At 69.9% G+C, this 18,953-nt stretch carries 15 protein-coding genes and 1 rRNA gene; 14 read left to right on the top strand and 2 right to left on the bottom strand.

Annotation, left to right across the window (positions count from 1 at the left end):
* Window positions 1-187 precede the first annotated feature (187 nt).
* Together EDF51_RS17825 and EDF51_RS17820 are read right to left on the bottom strand one after the other, a co-directional pair.
* The gene (locus tag EDF51_RS17825; protein WP_123292263.1) at window positions 188-1,159 is read right to left on the bottom strand and encodes a magnesium transporter CorA family protein; all 972 of its coding nucleotides are present in this window, start codon (window positions 1,157-1,159) and stop codon (window positions 188-190) included.
* A 68-nt stretch (window positions 1,160-1,227) separates the two neighbouring features.
* Entirely contained in the window at window positions 1,228-3,711 is a 2,484-nt protein-coding gene (locus EDF51_RS17820; protein WP_134195855.1) for a hypothetical protein, read from the bottom strand.
* 135 nt (window positions 3,712-3,846) lie between these two features.
* Between EDF51_RS17820 and otsA the strand changes: the two genes are divergently transcribed.
* The 14 genes from otsA to EDF51_RS17750 form a co-directional block, all read left to right on the top strand.
* Window positions 3,847-5,439, top strand: coding sequence for an alpha,alpha-trehalose-phosphate synthase (UDP-forming) (gene otsA, locus EDF51_RS17815; RefSeq protein WP_123292265.1), 1,593 nt, complete (start codon window positions 3,847-3,849; stop codon window positions 5,437-5,439).
* Complete coding sequence (gene otsB / locus EDF51_RS17810) at window positions 5,432-6,214, top strand: trehalose-phosphatase (protein ID WP_134195853.1); 783 nt, start codon at window positions 5,432-5,434, stop codon at window positions 6,212-6,214. Before otsA ends, otsB begins: the two co-directional genes overlap by 8 nt.
* A gap of 92 nt (window positions 6,215-6,306) precedes the next feature.
* Complete coding sequence (gene ilvD / locus EDF51_RS17805) at window positions 6,307-8,001, top strand: dihydroxy-acid dehydratase (protein WP_123292267.1); 1,695 nt, start codon at window positions 6,307-6,309, stop codon at window positions 7,999-8,001.
* Window positions 8,002-8,048: 47 nt separating this feature from the next.
* Complete coding sequence (locus EDF51_RS17800; protein WP_134195851.1) at window positions 8,049-9,872, top strand: acetolactate synthase large subunit; 1,824 nt, start codon at window positions 8,049-8,051, stop codon at window positions 9,870-9,872.
* On the top strand, window positions 9,869-10,369 hold the full coding sequence (gene ilvN / locus EDF51_RS17795) for an acetolactate synthase small subunit (protein ID WP_022907763.1): 501 nt from the start codon (window positions 9,869-9,871) through the stop codon (window positions 10,367-10,369). Before EDF51_RS17800 ends, ilvN begins: the two co-directional genes overlap by 4 nt.
* A gap of 51 nt (window positions 10,370-10,420) precedes the next feature.
* The gene (gene ilvC, locus EDF51_RS17790; RefSeq protein WP_111085939.1) at window positions 10,421-11,446 is read left to right on the top strand and encodes a ketol-acid reductoisomerase; all 1,026 of its coding nucleotides are present in this window, start codon (window positions 10,421-10,423) and stop codon (window positions 11,444-11,446) included.
* 212 nt (window positions 11,447-11,658) lie between these two features.
* On the top strand, window positions 11,659-12,849 hold the full coding sequence (locus tag EDF51_RS17785) for a mannitol-1-phosphate 5-dehydrogenase (RefSeq protein WP_123292269.1): 1,191 nt from the start codon (window positions 11,659-11,661) through the stop codon (window positions 12,847-12,849).
* A gap of 61 nt (window positions 12,850-12,910) precedes the next feature.
* Window positions 12,911-13,375: a hypothetical protein gene (locus EDF51_RS17780; RefSeq protein WP_111085937.1), complete on the top strand. Its 465-nt coding sequence runs from the start codon at window positions 12,911-12,913 to the stop codon at window positions 13,373-13,375.
* The gene (locus EDF51_RS17775) at window positions 13,372-13,752 is read left to right on the top strand and encodes a hypothetical protein (RefSeq protein ID WP_134195849.1); all 381 of its coding nucleotides are present in this window, start codon (window positions 13,372-13,374) and stop codon (window positions 13,750-13,752) included. Before EDF51_RS17780 ends, EDF51_RS17775 begins: the two co-directional genes overlap by 4 nt.
* A 78-nt stretch (window positions 13,753-13,830) precedes the next feature.
* Window positions 13,831-15,420 (top strand): phosphoglycerate dehydrogenase, encoded by a 1,590-nt coding sequence (serA, locus tag EDF51_RS17770; RefSeq protein ID WP_123938753.1) that lies wholly within the window; start codon window positions 13,831-13,833, stop codon window positions 15,418-15,420.
* Entirely contained in the window at window positions 15,420-16,490 is a 1,071-nt protein-coding gene (locus EDF51_RS17765) for a 3-isopropylmalate dehydrogenase (protein ID WP_123292273.1), read from the top strand. Before serA ends, EDF51_RS17765 begins: the two co-directional genes overlap by 1 nt.
* 15 nt (window positions 16,491-16,505) lie before the next feature.
* Window positions 16,506-17,615, top strand: coding sequence for a branched-chain amino acid aminotransferase (locus EDF51_RS17760; protein WP_123292274.1), 1,110 nt, complete (start codon window positions 16,506-16,508; stop codon window positions 17,613-17,615).
* 30 nt (window positions 17,616-17,645) lie between these two features.
* On the top strand, window positions 17,646-18,416 hold the full coding sequence (locus EDF51_RS17755) for a fumarylacetoacetate hydrolase family protein (protein WP_123292275.1): 771 nt from the start codon (window positions 17,646-17,648) through the stop codon (window positions 18,414-18,416).
* 462 nt (window positions 18,417-18,878) lie between these two features.
* Window positions 18,879-18,953, top strand: a 16S ribosomal RNA gene (locus tag EDF51_RS17750); the annotation flags it as partial.

Raw genomic sequence — 18,953 nt, 5'->3', positions numbered from 1 at the left:
GTCGCGCACCGCCCGAACAAGCTCGCACCGTGCGCGCGCTGTGTGGCGTACGGGTTCTCGGCGTCGCACCGTGCGTGCTCGGTCGTTCGGTGCGGTGTCGGCAGCCTGGTGCGAGTTTGTGGCGGGGCACGGTGCGGTCAGTCGCGCACCGCCCGAACAAGCTCGCACCGTGCGAAGCCCGCGGCGGTCAGAGCCAGTCGCGGGCCTTGAAGACGCGGTAGAGCACGAGCGACGACGCGACGATGAGCGCGAGCGAGACGTACAACCCGCTCCACGCACCCTCGCCCGGGAACGTCACGTTCTGCCCGAAGAAGCCGGTGATGGCGGTGGGGATCGCGATGATCGCGGCCCAGCTCGTCACCTTCTTCATCACGGTGTTCTGCCGGTTCGACGCCAGGTTGAGGTTCGTGTCGAGGACACTCGAGACGGCGTCGCGCAGTTGCTCGACGGAGTCCGAGATCGACACCAGGTGGTCCTCGACGTCGCGGAAGTACGGCCGGATGCCGTCCGAGATGGTCTCCGCGTCGCCGTGCAGCAGCGATGCGACGCTGTCGCGGGTCGGGACGACGAGCCGCCGCAGCACGCCGAGGGCCTTGCGGAGGCGGAACGACCGGCGTTGGATCTGCTGTTCGCGGGCGTTGCCCCGCTCGAACAGGTCGTCCTCGAGGTCGTCGATCCGTCGCTCGATGTCCTCCACGGTCTCGGTGGCGTGGTCGACGACGGCGTCGAGCAACGCCCAGACGAGCCACGGCACACCGTGCTCGGCCACGTCCGCGTTCGCGTCGAGCCGGTGCTCCATCGCGGCGGTGTCGACGTCGGCCCCGTGGATGGTGACGAGGGCGTGCTCGGTGACGAACGCCTTCACCTCGTGGGTGACGAGCTCACCGTCCTCGCCGAGACCGCCGACGTCGTAGACCACGAGGAACAGGCTGTCGCGGTACCGGTCGAGCTTCGGGCGCTGGCCCTGCTCGACGGCGTCCTCGACGGCGAGGGCGTGGATGCCGAGCTCCTGTTCGACCTGCACGAGGTCGTCGTGCACGGGGTCGGTGTAGTCGACCCAGACGAAGGTGTCCGCGTCGGCGACGAGGTCCGAGACCCGGTCGACCGGGAAGTCCCGTTCCGCCGCGTCGCCGTTCCGCCACGCCCGTGTCCTGACCATGCGCGTCAGCCTAGTGAGACGGCCGGCCCGGGGATCCCAGGCCGGCCGTCGTCGCGTGCGGTGGTGCGTCAGTAGGCGGAGACGAGCTTCCCGTCCTCGACCTTCAGGTACTGGTACACATCGAAGATGTCCTCGCCGTGCTCTTTGTCCCCGAAGTACGAGGTGTAGTCGTACTCGACGACACCGTCCTTCGTGCTCTGCACCATGACCGTGCCCGAACCGGAGGCCTCGACCTCGACCTCGGGCATCGTCGTGACGTCGTAGCGCACGGCACCATCAGCGTCGTACGGGCCGTACCAGGGGCACCCGCTCAGCGCGCTGAGGTCGGTCTTCGTGGCGCAGTCGTCGATCAGGTCGGTCACGTACTGCTCGGCGTCCTGCTGCAGCGCCTTCGTGGCGGTGGGGGTGAAGTCGACGTACCCGGACGACGTCGCGCCGACCGACACCTGCTCGGTGCCGCCGGTGAAGTACTTCGTCCCGCCGACCTGCACCTCGTAGGTGCCGGGGTAGGCGAGCGAGGTGAACCGGCCGTCGCTGATCTCGCCGATCTCCTTGCCGCCGACCGTGACCGGGGCGCCCTCGAGCACCTCGGACGCGGTCAGGGTGACGGTCTGGGCGAGCGGCTCGGTGACGCGCCACTCGTCCTTCACCAGGAACGCGGTGCCGGTGCGCCGGAGGCTGACCTGGCCGGAGCGGTTCTTGCCGTCCTGGGTGTAGCTGACGGTGGCGAGGGCGCTGTCACCGCTCGTCGAGACGCGGCCGACGCGGATGTCCGACGGTCGGTCCTTCGCGCTCTTCAGCACCGCGGTGTCGAGCATGGCGGCGTCGGACGGCACCTCGCTGAGTCGGGCGGCGGTGTCGGCGTCCCCGCTCGCGATGGCCTGCACGTAGGACTTCACGGTCGGCGCCGGGCCCCACACCTTGGCACGGAGCACACCGGTGGTGACGGCTCCCGCGATGACGACGACGACCACGGCGCCGCCGGCGATGAGCGAGCGGACCAGGACCTTCTTGGCGCGCGGCGACATCGGAGCGGGCGTGGGAGCGCCGCCGCCGACGAAGGGCTGTTCCGGCTGACCGGGGTGGCCGACGCCGGGCGTCGCCGCCCACGCTGCTGCCGCCGGGTCGCCCGCGGGCGCCGCCGACGGGAATGCAGAGTCGGCCGGCGGGAACGCCGGGCCGGCCGGCGGGAACGCCGGAGTCGCTGCCGGGAAGGTCGGCGCGGCCGCCGGGCGCGTGTCCGCTCCGACGAGGCGCGAGGTCCGCAGCACGACGCCACCGCCGAGGCGGGGGAGCAGCACGGGCGCGAGGTACCGTGCCACGGCCTCGATCGCGCCGCCCCACAGCGCGAACACGAGCGGAGTCCACGGTGCGATCCCGATCGAACCGGTCCCGCTGACGGCGCTGATGCCCGTCGCCTGGTAGGACACCAGCCCGGTGCCGAGCACGAAGAGCAGGAGCCCGAGGGCGAACCAGACGACCGGGGTCACGACCCAGTCCAGCGTGGTGCGGAACCGGTCGTTGCGGCGGACAGCGAGTGCGAGGCCCGCGACGACCGAGGTCACGACGACGAGCAGGACGACGAGCCAGGTCCAGCCGCCGGCGCCGCCGAAGACCGACGCCGTGCTGCCCGCCGACCCGAAGCCGGACAGCCCGACGCCGCCGAAGAAGCCGAGGGCGGTGAGGCCGACCGCGACGTTGCCGACGAACACCGGCAGCGCCGCGCCCCATGAGGGCTGTGCGACCAGGGCGACGACGATGACGACGACCGTCACCAGCACGATGAGCACCGTGAGCTGCGACGCCGCGACGCGCAGCGTGCCGAGGACGCGACCGGCGAACACGTTCCGGCCGAGCAGGGCCGACGGGCGTGCGAGCACCGCGGCGAGTGCGCCGATCACGAAGGCCCCGAGGATGCTGCCGAGGCCGACCGCGTGCACGGGGTCGATGGAGGCGCCGGAGACGGCGGGGAACCGGATGGCGAGGATGCCCGCGGCGGCGTTGGTCAGCACCGTGGTCACCAGCCCGGACAGGACGGCGGTCAGCAGGATCGGGGTGCGCCCGAGGCCGCGGGTGCGGATGCGACGGGTGAGCACGACGGCCAGCACGACCTGCGCGGCGAGCACGAGCGCCGGGACGACCGCGAGTGCGCCCGACCCCGACCCGAGGAAGCCGATCGAGCCGGACAGGTGCAGACGGCCGAGGTCGGCGAGGGCGACGAGCTGGGCGGGGGTGCCGAGCAGGACGCTGACCCCGGACAGCAGCGACTGGACGTCGGGGGTGCTCCCGGCGCCGAGGTCGGTCCCGGTGCCGGTCGACCCCGACCCGACGGAACCGGATCCGCCCGCTGCCAGCACGGCGACGGTGAGGAGCAGTGAAATCGCAGCGACCACGTAGGCGGCGACCCAGCCGCCGACGGCGGCGAGCACGGCGGCCAGCCAGTCACGGCCGGACACGGACCGCAGCAGGCGACCGAACGCATCCGACGACTGCGGGCCGGGCTGCCCCGGCGGGACGGGCGGGACGGGCGGGTTCGGCGGGTTCTCGCTCATGGCTGGTGGGTCCTCTCCGACCGGGAGGCCGATGCCGCACGCCAGCACCCGTGTCCCCCCGACACGCACCCGCAGCGTACCGGAACCCGCCGATCCGCCGTGAATCCGCTGTCCGGGCGCTGGTAGATTCCCACCGTGTCTGCGCCTTCTCGTTCCTCCACCAAGTACGCCTTCGTCGTCGCCTCGAACCGCCTGCCGGTGGACCGGGTCGTCGACCAGGACGGCAACGAGGGATGGCGGCACTCGCCCGGCGGCCTCGTCACCGCCCTCGAGCCCGTGATGCGCGCGAACGACGGGGCCTGGGTCGGCTGGGTCGGCCAGCCCGAGGTCGAGGTTGAGCCGTTCGACAACGAGGGCATCCACATCGTGCCGGTCCCGTTGTCCGACGACGACGTCGAGGAGTACTACGAGGGCTTCAGCAACGACACCCTCTGGCCGCTGTACCACGACGTCATCGAGCACCCGAGCTACCACCGCGACTGGTGGAACGCCTACAAGCGGGTCAACGAGCGCTTCGCCGCCCAGATCGCCGAGATCACCGAGCAGGACGGCATCGTCTGGGTGCAGGACTACCAGCTGCAGCTCGTGCCGGCACTGCTCCGGGCCAAGCGTCCCGACCTGACGATCGGCTTCTTCAACCACATCCCGTTCCCGCCGGTCGGCATCTACGCCCAGCTGCCCTGGCGCGCGCAGATCCTGGACGGCCTGCTCGGCGCCGACGTCATCGGCTTCCAGCGCCACGACGACGCGAGCGACTTCCTCCGCGCGGTCCGTCACATCAAGGGCTACACGACGAAGGGCCAGACGATCGACGTCCCGGTCGACGACCCGGATGCACCGCGCAGCCGCAAGGGGATCACGGTCCGCCACGTCGAGGCCCGGCACTTCCCGATCTCGATCGACGCCGAGGCCTTCGAGGACATCGCGCGCCGTCCCGAGGTGCAGGAGCGTGCCCGCGAGATCCGCGAGAGCCTCGGCAACCCGAAGACGGTGCTGCTCGGGGTCGACCGCCTCGACTACACCAAGGGCATCCGGCACCGCATCAAGGCCTTCGGCGAGCTCGTCGAGGACGGCCGCATCAAGGTCGAGGACGCCGCCCTCATCCAGGTCGCGAGCCCGAGCCGCGAGCGCGTCGACACCTACGCCACGCTCCGCGACGAGATCGAGCTGAGCGTCGGCCGCATCAACGGCGACCTCGGGGTCATCGGCCACCAGCCGATCTCGTACCTGCACCACGGGTACCCGCGCGAGGAGATGGTGGCGCTCTACCTGGCCGCCGACATCATGCTCGTCACCGCGCTGCGGGACGGCATGAACCTCGTCGCGAAGGAGTACGTCGCGGCCCGCTTCGACAGCGACGGGGTGCTCATCCTGTCCGAGTTCGCCGGTGCCGCCGACGAACTGAAGCAGGCCGTCATCGTCAACCCGCACGACATCGGCGCGCTGAAGGACAGCATCGAGCGCGCGATCGAGATGCCGCGCCGCGAGCGCTCGACACGCATGCGTGCGCTCCGGAAGCGGGTGCGCGACAACGACGTGGCGCGCTGGTCGCGCTCGTTCCTCGAGGCGCTCGACCGGCACGCGCCGCGGAACGCCCAGCTCGACCCGTCAGCCACCGACCCGGCGGACCGACACCGTGAGGCGCAGACCGACAACATGTCGATCTTCGACCAGGACGCCCAGTCCGCCAGGGCTGCCGAGGACACCCGGGAGGCACGTGATGACTGAGACCACCACCGACCAGACCGCCATCGACACGGCTCTCGAGACGCTCGCGGCTGCGCCGCGACTCATCGTCGCCCTCGACTTCGACGGCACGCTCGCGCCCTTCGCCGACGAGCCGTCGCAGGTCGGCGCCCTGCCGGGCTCGTGGGCAGCGGTCCTGACCCTGCACCGTGCGACGGACACCGAGGTCGTGCTCGTCTCCGGTCGCCCGCTCGGGAGCCTCGCGGCCGTGTCGCACGCGCCGCAGGACATGGCGCTGGTCGGGTCGCACGGAGTCGAGTGGCGCGTGGACGGCCACGACGAGGCCGCCCTGACCGACGACGAGGTCGGCCGGGTCGCACGCATCGGTGCGGCGCTCGACGAGGTCGGCGCGCGGTACCCGGGCGTCGTCATCGAGCACAAGCCGGCCGGTCACGGCGTGCACACCCGTCGCGTGAGCGCCGAGGTCGCCGCGCAGGCGAACGCCGACGCGAGCCGTGCGGCGCACGATGCCGATGCCGACGTGCTCGAGCGCGGTGGCAAGGACATCGTCGAGTTCGCCGTCCGGCACGTCACGAAGGGCGACGCGATCGCCCGGCTGCGCGAGCTCCACGGTGCCGACGCGGTGTTCTTCGCCGGTGACGACGTCACCGACGAGGACGGCTTCCGCGTGCTCGAGGACGGCGACGTCGGCGTGAAGGTGGGCCCGGGGGAGACCCGTGCCGGGTACCGCATCGCGGACCCGGCGGCCCTGACCGGCGTCCTGAAGCAGCTCGCGCGCCTGCGTGCGACGCGCTGATCAGGGTGATCCGGGCCTCCCGGTCGGGCTCCAGAACATGCGAACGCATGTTGTTGTCCAACTGGTATCCCAAAGCGTCCTAGACTCGCTCCATGCCTGATATCGACGTCAAGCCGCGCAGCCGGGTCGTCACCGACGGGATCGAAGCAACCACCTCGCGTGGCATGCTGCGGGCCGTCGGTATGGGAGACGAGGACTGGAGCAAGCCGCAGATCGGCATCGCGTCCTCGTGGAACGAGATCACGCCCTGCAACCTCTCGCTCGACCGCCTCGCACAGGGCGCCAAGGAAGGCGTCCACTCCGGCGGCGGCTACCCGCTGCAGTTCGGCACCATCTCCGTCTCGGACGGCATCTCGATGGGCCACGAGGGCATGCACTTCTCGCTCGTCTCGCGCGAGGTCATCGCCGACAGCGTCGAGACCGTCGTCAACGCCGAGCGCCTGGACGGCACCGTCCTGCTCGCCGGCTGCGACAAGTCCCTGCCGGGCATGCTCATGGCCGCCGCGCGCCTCGACCTGGCGAGCGTGTTCCTGTACGCGGGTTCGGTCATGCCTGGCTACGTGAAGCAGGCCGACGGCACGATGAAGGAAGTCACGATCATCGACTCCTTCGAGGGCGTCGGTGCCTGCAAGGCCGGCACGATGTCCGAGGAAGAGCTGAAGAAGATCGAGTGCGCCATCGTCCCGGGCGAGGGCGCCTGCGGTGGCATGTACACGGCCAACACCATGGCGAGCGTGGCCGAGGCCCTCGGCATGTCGCTGCCGGGCTCCGCCGCCCCGCCGAGCGCCGACCGCCGCCGTGACTACTACGCGCACCGCTCCGGCGAGGCCGTGGTGAACATGCTCGAGCACGGGATCACCGCCCGCCAGATCCTGACGAAGGAAGCGTTCGAGAACGCGATCGCCGTGGCGATGGCCCTCGGCGGCTCCACCAACGTCATCCTGCACCTGCTCGCCATCGCCTACGAGGCCGAGGTCGAGCTGTCGCTGGACGACTTCAACCGCATCGGTTCGAAGGTCCCGCACCTGGCCGACATGAAGCCCTTCGGCAAGTACGTCATGGTCGACGTCGACCGCAACGGCGGCATCCCGGTGATCATGAAGGCGCTGCTCGACGCCGGCCTGCTGCACGGTGACTGCCTCACCGTCACGGGCAAGACCGTCGCCGAGAACCTGGCCGAGATCGACCCGCCGGCGCTCGACGGCGAGGTCTTCCGCACGCTCGACAACCCGATCCACGAGACCGGCGGCCTGACCGTCCTGCAGGGGACCTTCGCCCCCGAGGGTGCCGTGGTGAAGACCGCGGGCTTCGACGCCGAGGTGTTCGAGGGCCCCGCGCGGGTGTTCGACCGCGAGCGTGCCGCGATGGACGCCCTCACCGAGGGCAAGATCCAGAAGGGCGACGTCGTCGTCATCCGCTACGAGGGCCCCAAGGGCGGCCCGGGCATGCGCGAGATGCTCGCCATCACCGCAGCCATCAAGGGCGCGGGCCTCGGCAAGGATGTACTACTCTTGACCGACGGACGATTCTCAGGCGGCACAACCGGCCTGTGCATCGGCCACATCGCACCCGAGGCAGTGGACGCAGGTCCAGTTGCCTTCGTGCGCGATGGCGACCGCATCCGTGTCGACATCGCGGCTCGCTCGCTCGACCTACTGGTCGACCCGACCGAGCTGGAGGCCCGCCGTGACGGCTGGGCCCCGCTGCCCCCGCGCTACACCCGCGGAGTCCTCGCGAAGTACGCCAAGCTCGTGAAGTCCGCCGCCCAGGGCGCGGTCACGGGCTAGCGTTCGACACACGCACCATCGCCACCTCTCCAGGCAAGGACCACCTCATGCCCACGGAAGCAACTCCGCTGTCCGCGGCCGCCGGTGCACGCCGGTCGCCGGAGATCCTGACCGGCTCGGGAGCCGTCCTCCGGACGCTCGAGCACCTCGGGATCACCGACGTCTTCGGCCTGCCGGGCGGTGCCATCATCCCGTTCTACGACGAGCTCATGGCGTCGAAGACGATCCGTCACATCCTCGTCCGCCACGAGCAGGGCGCCGGCCACGCCGCCGAGGGCTACGCCTCGGCGTCCGGCAAGGTCGGTGTCGCCATCGCGACGTCCGGCCCCGGTGCGACGAACCTCGTCACGGCCATCGCCGACGCCTACATGGACTCGGTGCCCTTCATCGCGATCACCGGCCAGGTGTTCTCGACGCTGATGGGGACCGACGCGTTCCAGGAAGCCGACATCGTCGGCATCACGATGCCGATCACGAAGCACTCGTTCCTGGTCACGGACCCGGCCGACGTGCCGGCGACCCTGGCCGCGGCGCACCTCATCGCGACGACCGGTCGGCCCGGCCCCGTGCTGGTGGACATCACGAAGGACGCCCAGCAGAAGTCGGCGCCCTACGTCTGGCCGCCCAAGATCGACCTGCCCGGCTACCGACCGGTCACCAAGGCGCACGGCAAGCAGATCACCGCGGCCGCGCAGCTCCTGGCCGAGGCCGAGCGTCCGGTGCTCTACGTCGGCGGCGGCGTGATCCGCTCCCGTGCGACCGCCGAGCTGCTCCGCTTCGCCGAGGCGACGGGTGCGCCCGTCGTGACGACGCTGATGGCACGCGGCGCCTTCCCGGACTCGCACCCGCAGCACCTCGGCATGCCCGGTATGCACGGCACCGTCCCGGCGGTGCTCGGTCTGCAGGACAGCGACCTGATCATCGCGCTCGGTGCCCGCTTCGACGACCGCGTGACGGGCAAGGCCGACGAGTTCGCGCCGAACGCCAAGGTCGTGCACGTCGACATCGACCCGGCCGAGATCTCGAAGATCCGCTTCGCCGACGTCCCGATCGTTGGCGACGCCCGTGAGGTCCTGGTCGACCTGCTCGACGCGTGGGGCGGCATCGCCGTCGACGACCGCGCCTCGACGGCCGACTGGTGGACGAAGCTCCGCCAGCTCAAGGTCGACTTCCCGCTCGGGTACGCCGAGCCGACCGACGGGCTGCTCGCCCCGCAGGCCATCATCAAGCGCATCGGCGAGCTCGCCGGTCCCGAGGCCGTCTACGCCTCGGGTGTCGGACAGCACCAGATGTGGTCGGCGCAGTTCATCAAGTACGAGCGCCCGAACGCCTGGCTGAACTCCGGCGGCGCGGGCACGATGGGCTACTCCGTCCCCGCCGCGATGGGCGCGAAGGTCGCCCAGCCGGACCGCGTGGTCTGGGCGATCGACGGCGACGGCTGCTTCCAGATGACGAACCAGGAACTCGCGACCTGCGTCATCAACGACATCCCGATCAAGGTCGCGATCATCAACAACTCGTCGCTCGGCATGGTGCGGCAGTGGCAGACGCTGTTCTACGACGGTCGTCACTCGTTCACCGACCTCGAGACCGGCCACGACTCGCGCCGAGTGCCCGACTTCGTGAAGCTGGCGGACGCGTACGGTGCCCTCGGCATCCGCGTCGAGAAGGCCGACGAGGTCGACGCCGCCATCCAGCTCGCACTCGAGACGAACGACCGCCCCGTGGTGATCGACTTCGTCGTGAGCCGTGACTCGATGGTCTGGCCGATGGTCCCGCAGGGAGTCAGCAACTCGTCCATCGAGTACGCCCAGGCCCTCGCACCCACCTGGGACGACGAGGACGCCGACATGACGGGGGAAACCGCATGAGCCACGTCCTGTCCCTCCTCGTCGAGGACAAGCCCGGTCTGCTGACCCGCGTCGCGGGCCTGTTCGCCCGCCGCGGGTTCAACATCGAGTCGCTCGCCGTCGGCAACACCGAGGTCGACGGCCTCAGCCGGATCACCGTCGTCGTCGACGTCGAGGACCTCCCGCTCGAGCAGGTGACGAAGCAGCTCAACAAGCTCGTCAACGTCATCAAGATCGTCGAACTGGACTTCTCGCAGTCCGTCCAGCGCGAGCACATGCTCGTGAAGGTCCGCGTCGACAACCAGACACGGTCGGCCGTGCTCGAGGCAGTGAACCTGTTCCGCGCACAGGTCGTCGACGTCGCGAACGACTCGCTCATCGTCGAGGTGACCGGAGACCCCGGCAAGATCCAGGCGATCCTCCGCGTCCTCGAGCCCTACGGCATCAAGGAGCTCGCCCGTGCGGGACTCCTCGGCATGGGCCGCGGACCGAAGAGCATCACCGACCGGGTGCGCTGACCAGCGGTCCGCCACCCCCACAATCCACCAGAACCAAGGAGACACACCCTCGTGACTGACATCGTGTACGACGCCGACGCCGACCTGACGCTCATCCAGGGCAAGAAGGTCGCCGTCATCGGGTACGGCTCGCAGGGCCACGCCCACGCCCTCAACCTCCGTGACTCGGGTGTCGAGGTCAAGATCGGCCTCAAGGAGGGCTCGAAGAGCCGTCAGAAGGCCGAAGAGGCCGGCTTCGAGGTCCTCACCCCGGCCGACGTCACCGCCTGGGCCGACGTCGTCGTCATCCTCGCGCCGGACCAGGTCCAGCGCATCGTCTACGCCGACGACATCCGTCCGAACCTCAAGCCGGGCGCCACGCTCGTCTTCGGCCACGGCTTCAACATCCGCTTCGGCTACATCGAGGCGCCCGAGGGCGTCGACGTGTCGCTCGTCGCCCCGAAGGGCCCGGGTCACACCGTCCGTCGCGAGTACGAGGCCGGCCGTGGCGTCCCCGTGATCGTCGCCGTCGAGGTCGACGCGTCGGGTTCCGCCTGGGACCTCGCCTGGTCGTACTCGAAGGCCATCGGTGGTCTGCGCTCCGGCGGCATCAAGACGACCTTCACCGAGGAGACCGAGACCGACCTGTTCGGCGAGCAGGCCGTCCTGTGCGGTGGCACCTCGCAGCTCATCCAGTACGGCTTCGAGACCCTGGTCGAGGCGGGCTACCAGCCGCAGATCGCGTACTTCGAGGTCCTGCACGAGCTCAAGCTGATCGTCGACCTGATCTGGGAGGGCGGCCTCACCAAGCAGCGCTGGTCGATCTCCGACACCGCCGAGTTCGGTGACTACGTCTCCGGCCCGCGCGTGATCTCGCCCGACGTCAAGGAGAACATGAAGGCGGTGCTCGCGGACATCCAGAACGGTGCCTTCGCGAAGCGCTTCATCGACGACCAGGACGCCGGCGCACCCGAGTTCAAGGCGCTCCGCGCCAAGGGCGAGGGCCACCCGATCGAGGCGACCGGCCGCGAGCTCCGCGCGCTCTTCGCGTGGAAGCAGAACGACGGCGACTACGTGGACGGCTCGGCAGCGCGGTAGTCTTCCGAGGAACACTCGATGACGAGGCGGCGGTGCAGCCCTTGCACCGCCGCCTCGCGACGTGACCCGAACGTTATGCAGCAGCTCTTCTCCAGCCCCGACGCCGTGGACCGGCGTCCCGTCGGCGTGCGCCCGGACGATGTGCGACAGCCGTCGTCCGCGGTCCGCACGAGCGGTCAGGGGCGGACCGACCAGCATGGGATGATCATCGGATGGCGGTGACGAAACGAGCGGTCCACATCGGCGCCGGCAAGATCGGGCGTGGGTTCGTGGGCCAGTTCCTCGTGGCGAGCGGCTACGAGCTCACCTTCGTCGACGTCGACGACCGTGTGGTGTCCGCGTTGAACGAAGCCGGACGCTTCGTGGTGCACGAGGTCGGCGAGATGCCGGTCGAGCACCTCGTCTACGGCTTCCGGGCGCTCAGCAGCAAGACCGACCGCGACCGCGTGATCCAGGCGATCGCGGAGGCGGACGTCGTGACGACCGCCGTCGGCGCCCGGACGCTTCCGCTCGTCGCACCGCTCATCGCCGAGGGACTCGCGGCACGTCCGCTCGAGCGGGGCGACGTCACGATCGTGGCGTGCGAGAACGCGTTCAACGCCACCGACTCCCTGCACGCGAGCATCCGGCGTGCGCCGGTGCTCGAGGACCGCGACATCGCCGCGGTCTTCGCGAACTGCGCCATCGACCGCATCGTCCCCGACCAGTCCGGCGTGCTCGGGCAGTCCGGCGGCCTCGACGTCGTGCTCGAGCCCTTCTACGAGTGGGTCATCGAGCGCACGCCGTTCCTCGGCTCCGACGCCGAACCCCCGACGATCGAGGGCGTCACCTGGGTCGACGACCTGCAGCCCTTCGTCGAGCGCAAGCTCTACACGGTGAACACCGCGCACGCGACGGCCGCCTACCACGGCTACGTCCGGGGCATCCGGCTCATCCGCGAAGCCCTCGAGGACGACGCCGTCCGTGCCGAGGTCGACGGCGTGCTCGCCGAGACCACCGCGCTGCTCGTCGCGAAGCACGGCTTCGACCCGGAGGACCACGCTCGGTACGTCGCGGCGAACCTGTCGCGCATCGCGAATCCACACCTCCCCGACACCACCGTGCGCGTCGGACGCAACCCGCTCCGCAAGCTCGGCCGACGCGAGCGCTTCGTCGGTCCCGCCGCGCAGCTCGCCGAACGCGGGTTGCCGGTCGAGCACCTGCTCGGGGCCGTCCGCGTCGCGCTCGCGTTCGACGACGAGAACGACCCGGAGTCGATCGAGCTGCACGCGCTGCTCCGCTCCGGCGCGACGGCGCACGCGCTCACCGAGATCCTCACCGGCCTGATGGAGAGCCACCCGCTCTTCCCCGCCGTGCGCGACGTCGTCGCCGAGGTGCTCGCGACGCAGCCCGCCGACGCCTGAGCGCACGTCCCACCGGGAACCCGTGGTCTCCCCGTGCGCCGGTCCCTCGTAGGATCGAGGCATGAACACGGCAGCATCCCCACCCGACGGGTCGGTCGACCCGGACGTGACGAACGCCGTCGACCACGACGACGAGGCGCTCAGCTGGGGTGACGCCGACGACGCCACCCACGTCGATGCCGCGCACAACCCGGTCGCAGTCAAGGACCGTGGCGACCGCGACCCCGAGGCACCGGAGACCTCCGGCGCCCTCGTCGGGTTCGGCGTGTTCGGTGGGCTCTACCTGCTCTACACGGTCGCCTGGCTGCTGACGGCGTCGACCTCGTACGTCTCGGGTGTCGACACCGTCCTGACGGTCTTCGTCGAGGTGCTCCGGTTCCTCGCCATCCTCGCGCCGGCGCTGTGGTTCACGGTGGTGCTGTGGGCCGCCCGCGGCAGCCGGACCCGTACCCGACTGCTCTGGATGCTGCTCGGCGCCGTGGTGCTGTTCCCGTGGCCGTTCCTGCTGACGCGGAGCTTCGGGTGACCGCCGCGACGCCGGTCGGCCGCCGGTCGCGCGGTCCGGTCGTCGGCCGCATCGCGGTCTGGCTCGTGTTCGCCGTGCTGTTCGCCTACATGACGGTGCAGGCGGTGGGGAACCTCACGCAGATCTCGCAGCGGGTGGACGAGTTCAACGCGTTCCTCGCGACCACCTCCGGTGGCGATTCGCTGCAGGCCAGCACGCCCTGGCTGTGGCTGGTCCTGGACATCCTGATCGCCCCGGTCGCCTTCGTGGTCGCCCTGGTGATCACGCGTCGTGCGCGGCTCGCGGTCACCCTCGCCGTGTTCGTCCTCGCCTTCGCGGCGGCGGGCGCCCTCTGGCTCGACCTGCAGCTGTTCGTGCCGAGCCTGCTGCAGTTCTAGGCGCCCGCGGTCGTAACGGGCCGCGCACGTCGATAGCATGGTGGGATACCAACCGTCTCTCGTGAGGAAACAGCAGCTGTGTCGAAGCCGGTCGTCCTGATCGCCGAAGAACTCTCGCCCGCCACGGTCGACGCCCTCGGGCCCGACTTCGAGATCCGGAACGTGGACGGCACCGACCGCCCCGCGCTCCTGTCGGCCCTCGCCGACGCGGATGCCGTGCTGGTGCGTTCCGCCACCAAGGTCGATGCCGAGGCGATCGCCGCGGCCCCGAACCTCAAGGTCGTCGCCCGTGCCGGTGTCGGCCTGGACAACGTCGACATCAAGGCGGCGACCACCGCCGGTGTCATGGTGGTGAACGCGCCGACGTCGAACATCATCTCCGCCGCCGAGCTCACCGTCGGGCACATCCTGTCGCTCGCCCGCCACATCCCGGCCGCGCACGCGTCGCTGGCCGCCGGTGCGTGGAAGCGCTCGTCGTACACCGGCGTCGAGCTCTACGAGAAGACCGTCGGCATCATCGGTCTCGGCCGCATCGGCGCGCTCATCACGCAGCGCCTGCAGGCCTTCGGCGTCCAGGTGATCGCGTACGACCCCTACGTCACGACGGCTCGCGCCCAGCAGCTCGGGGTCGAGCTCGTCTCCCTCGACGACCTGCTGCGGCGTGCCGACTTCGTCACGATCCACATGCCGCGCACCCCCGAGACCCTCGGCATGATCTCGGACGACCAGTTCGCGCTCATGAAGCCGACGGCGTTCGTCGTGAACGTCGCCCGCGGCGGCCTGATCGACGAGGACGCCCTGCACCGTGCACTGACCGCGAACACCATCGCGGGTGCCGGTCTCGACGTCTTCGTGTCGGAGCCCCCGAAGGACTCCCCGCTCGTCGCGCTGCCCAACGTGGTCGTCACGCCGCACCTGGGTGCCTCGACGGACGAAGCGCAGGAGAAGGCCGGCGTCTCGGTCGCCAAGTCGGTGCGTCTCGCGCTCGGCGGCGAGCTCGTGCCGGACGCGGTCAACGTCGCCGGCGGCGTCATCGACCCGTACGTCCGCCCCGGCATCCCGCTCGTCGAGAAGCTCGGCCAGGTCTTCACGGCCCTCGCGACGTCGCCCGTCACGAGCATCGACGTCGAGGTCCACGGCGAGCTCGCCGAGTACGACGTCAGCGTGCTCAAGCTCGCGGCGCTCAAGGGCGTCTTCACCGACGTCGTCAGCGACCAGGTCTCCTACGTCAACGCCCCGCTCATCGCGGAGCAGCGCGGTGTCACCGTGCGGCTCATCACCGAGACCGACAGCCCCGAGTACCGCAACGTGCTCACGATCCGCGGCGCCCAGTCCGACGGCCCCGCGATCAGCGTCTCCGGCACGCTCACCGGCCCCAAGCAGGTCGAGAAGCTCGTCGAGATCAACGGGCACGACGTCGAGGTCCCGCTCGACCGGCACCACGTCGTCATGGAGTACGTCGACCGCCCGGGCATCGTCGCGGTCTACGGCAAGGAGTTCGGTGAGGCCGGCATCAACATCGCGGCGATGCAGATCTCGCGCGAAGCCGCCGGCGGCCAGGCGCTCAGCGTCCTCACCGTCGACTCGCCGGTGCCCGCCGAGATCCTCGAGCACGTCGGCCGGGCGATCGACGCCTCTTCGCTCCGCGAGATCGACATCACGCTCTGATGGCCGTCCGGACGCTCCAGCTCGCGGTGATCCGCGGGGACGGCATCGGACCAGAGGTGGTCGACGAGGCCCTCAAGGTCCTGCACGCCGTGACCCCGGACGACCTCGTCATCGAGGAGACCCCGTTCTCCCTCGGTGCGACGCGCTACCTCGAGACCGGTGACATCCTCACCGAGGACGACATGTCCGCCATCGCGTCGCACGACGCGATCCTGCTCGGCGCCGTCGGCGGGGACCCCCGCGACCCCCGGCTCGCCGGCGGGATCATCGAGCGTGGGCTCCTGCTGAAGCTGCGCTTCGCGTTCGACCACTACGTCAACCTGCGACCGACCAAGGTCCACGACGCCGTCGCGACGCCGCTCGCCGACCCGGGCGCGGTGGACTTCGTCGTCGTGCGCGAGGGCACCGAGGGGCCGTACGTCGGCAACGGGGGAGCGATCCGCACGGGCACGCCGCAGGAGATCGCGACCGAGGTCTCGCTGAACACCGCGTTCGGTGTCGAGCGGGTCGTCCGCTACGCCTTCGACCTGGCGAACCGTCGGGCACGGAAGCACCTCACGCTCGTGCACAAGAGCAACGTCCTGGTGCACGCCGGGGCCCTGTGGCAGCGCACGGTCGCGGCCGTCGGGGCGGAGTTCCCGGACGTCACGGTGGACTACCAGCACGTCGATGCGGTCACCATCCACATGGTGCGGGATCCTGCTAGGTTCGACGTCATCGTCACCGACAACCTCTTCGGCGACATCATCACCGACCTGGCCGGCGCGATCAGCGGCGGCATCGGTCTGGCGGCCTCGGGCAACATCAACCCGGACGGCACCTTCCCCAGCATGTTCGAGCCGGTCCACGGCTCCGCGCCGGACATCGCGGGTCAGCAGAAGGCCGATCCCACGGCCGCCATCCTCTCCGTCGCCCTGCTGCTCGACCACATCGGTCGCAGCGACCTGGCGACGGCGGTGACGCGGGCCGTCGAGGCAGACCTGGCAGACCGGGGCACCACGCAGCGTCGCACGGCCGAGATCGGCGACGCCATCGCCGCCGCGGCCACGGCACGCACCACCACCGCCTGAGAAGGAGCCCTCCCCATGAGCACCGACACCGCCTTCGGACTCGAGTTCGCCACCACCCCGTCGGCGGACCGCCGCGCCGCCGCCGAGCGCGAGGAGATCCTCGCCGACCCGGGCTTCGGCAAGCACTTCACGGACCACATGGCCACCGTCGAGTGGACGCTCGACGGTGGTTGGCACGGTGCCTCGATCCACCCCTACGGCCCGCTCTCGCTCGACCCGAGCGCCAGCGTGCTGCACTACGCGCAGGAGATCTTCGAGGGGCTCAAGGCGTACCGGCACGCGGACGGGTCGGTGTGGTCCTTCCGCCCGGACGCCAACGCTCGTCGGTTCCAGCGGTCGGCCCGTCGGCTGGCGCTGCCGGAACTGCCGGTCGAGGCCTTCGTCGAGTCGATCCGGCAGCTCGTGCAGACCGACGTCGACTGGGTGCCGTCCGCGCCCGAGACGAGCCTGTACCTCCGGCCGTTCATGATCGCGACCGAGTCGTTCCTGGGGGTGCGTGCGGCGCAGGCGGTGGCGTACCACTGCATCGCGAGCCCAGCCGGGGCGTACTTCACCTCGGGCCCGAAGCCGGTCTCGATCTGGCTCTCCACCCAGTACGCCCGCGCCGGCAAGGGCGGGACCGGTGCCGCCAAGACCGGTGGCAACTACGCGTCGTCGCTGCTGCCACAGCAGGAGGCCTACGAGCACGGGTGCCAGCAGGTCATGTTCCTCGACTCGGTCGAGGGCAAGTACCTCGAAGAACTCGGCGGCATGAACGTCGTGCTCGTGAAGTCCGACGGCACGCTCGTCACGCCCGACTCCGACTCCATCCTCGAGGGCATCACGCGCGACTCGATCCTGCAGTTGGCAGAGGACCGCGGGCTCACGGTCGAGAAGCGCCGGGTGACCCTCGACGAGTGGCGTGACGGTGTGGCCGACGGCTCCATCACCGAGGCGTTCGCCTGCGGGACGGCCGCAGTGGTGACCCCGATCGCGGAGCTCCGCGGCGAGGGCTTCACGATCGGTTCGCCGACCGAGGGCGCCGGGGAACTCACGATGTCCCTGCGCGACGAGCTCACCGACATCCAGTACGGCCGTCGTCCCGACCCGCACGGGTGGATGACGAAGCTGACCGACGCGTCCTGATCGACGTCCGAGCGTGGGTAGGGTCGAACGGTGAAGATCGCACGGTTCAGCAGCAAGGGTGAAGACCCCCGGTACGGCATCCTCGACGAGCGGCACCTGGTGGTGCTCGCCGGAGACCCGATGTACCAGGGGTTCGAGACCACGGGGGAGCGCGTCGCACTCGCCGACGCCAAGCTCCTCGCCCCCGTCATCCCGCGGTCGAAGGTGGTCGGGGTGGGGCTCAACTACCTCGAGCACGCCTCGGAGATGGACGAGCGCGCTGGCGACGACCCGGTGGTGTTCCTCAAGCCGAACACCTCGGTGATCGGACCCGACGAACCCATCCGTCTGCCGGCGGACATCGGCCGCGTCGATCACGAGGGCGAACTCGCCATCGTGATCGGATCGCTCGCCAAGAACGTGCGGCGTGAGGACTTCGCGAGCGTCGTGCTCGGGTACACGATCGCCAACGACGTGACCGCCCGCGACCTGCAGGCCCGCGACGGCCAGTGGACCCGTTCGAAGGGGTTCGACACCTTCTGCCCGCTCGGTCCGGTGATCGAGACCGAGATCGATCCGTCGGACATCCGAATCGAGACCCGCGTGGACGGCGACCTGCGCCAGGCGGGTTCGACGAACGAGATGGTCCACGACATCCCCTCGCTGGTCGAGTTCGTGTCGTCGATCTGGACCCTGCTGCCCGGTGACGTCATCCTGACCGGTACCCCCGCCGGGGTCGGCCAGATCCGCGACGGCGAGGTCGTCGAGGTCACGATCTCGGGCATCGGCACGCTCAAGAACCCGGTGATCGCGCGCCACTGACCCGGCTCGTCACCACGACGGCCCGTTCCCCCTCGGGGGAGCGGGCCGTTCCGCGTTCGGGGCCGTCCCGGGCGACACGCCCGGGATGCAGCCTGGCTTGGCGCAGCCGTTCGTCCCTGCGTAGAGTAATCACTCGTTGCCACGGCGGCGGAGAACGGAACGGCTGAGACGGTCACTGGGTTTACCCGGGGATCTTGTCCGCCACGGTTCTTCCCCGGGCAGCGGATTCACCAGCCTCTCTGGCGGAGCATCTTCGGGTGTCGAGCGGGGGAGTGCGTCTGGTCCTTGAGAACTCAACAGCGTGCACATTGTCAATGCCAATTTATTGATTGACCTCGTGCCTGGGCAGCTTCGGTTGTTCAGGTCATGATGCAATTCCTTTTGGATTGAAGATTGTCAGTAGACAGTCAACAGTCAGAATCAACTCGGTCTGATGCCCTTTGGGTGTTGGGTCTGTATTTTTTTACGGAGAGTTTGATCCTGGCTCAGGACGAACGCTGGCGGCGTGCTTAACACATGCAAGTCGAACGATGATGC

Origin of the sequence: Curtobacterium sp. PhB25 (assembly GCF_004365375.1) — a bacterium.
GTDB lineage: Bacteria > Actinomycetota > Actinomycetes > Actinomycetales > Microbacteriaceae > Curtobacterium.
This window is presented reverse-complemented; position numbering and strand designations above follow the sequence as displayed.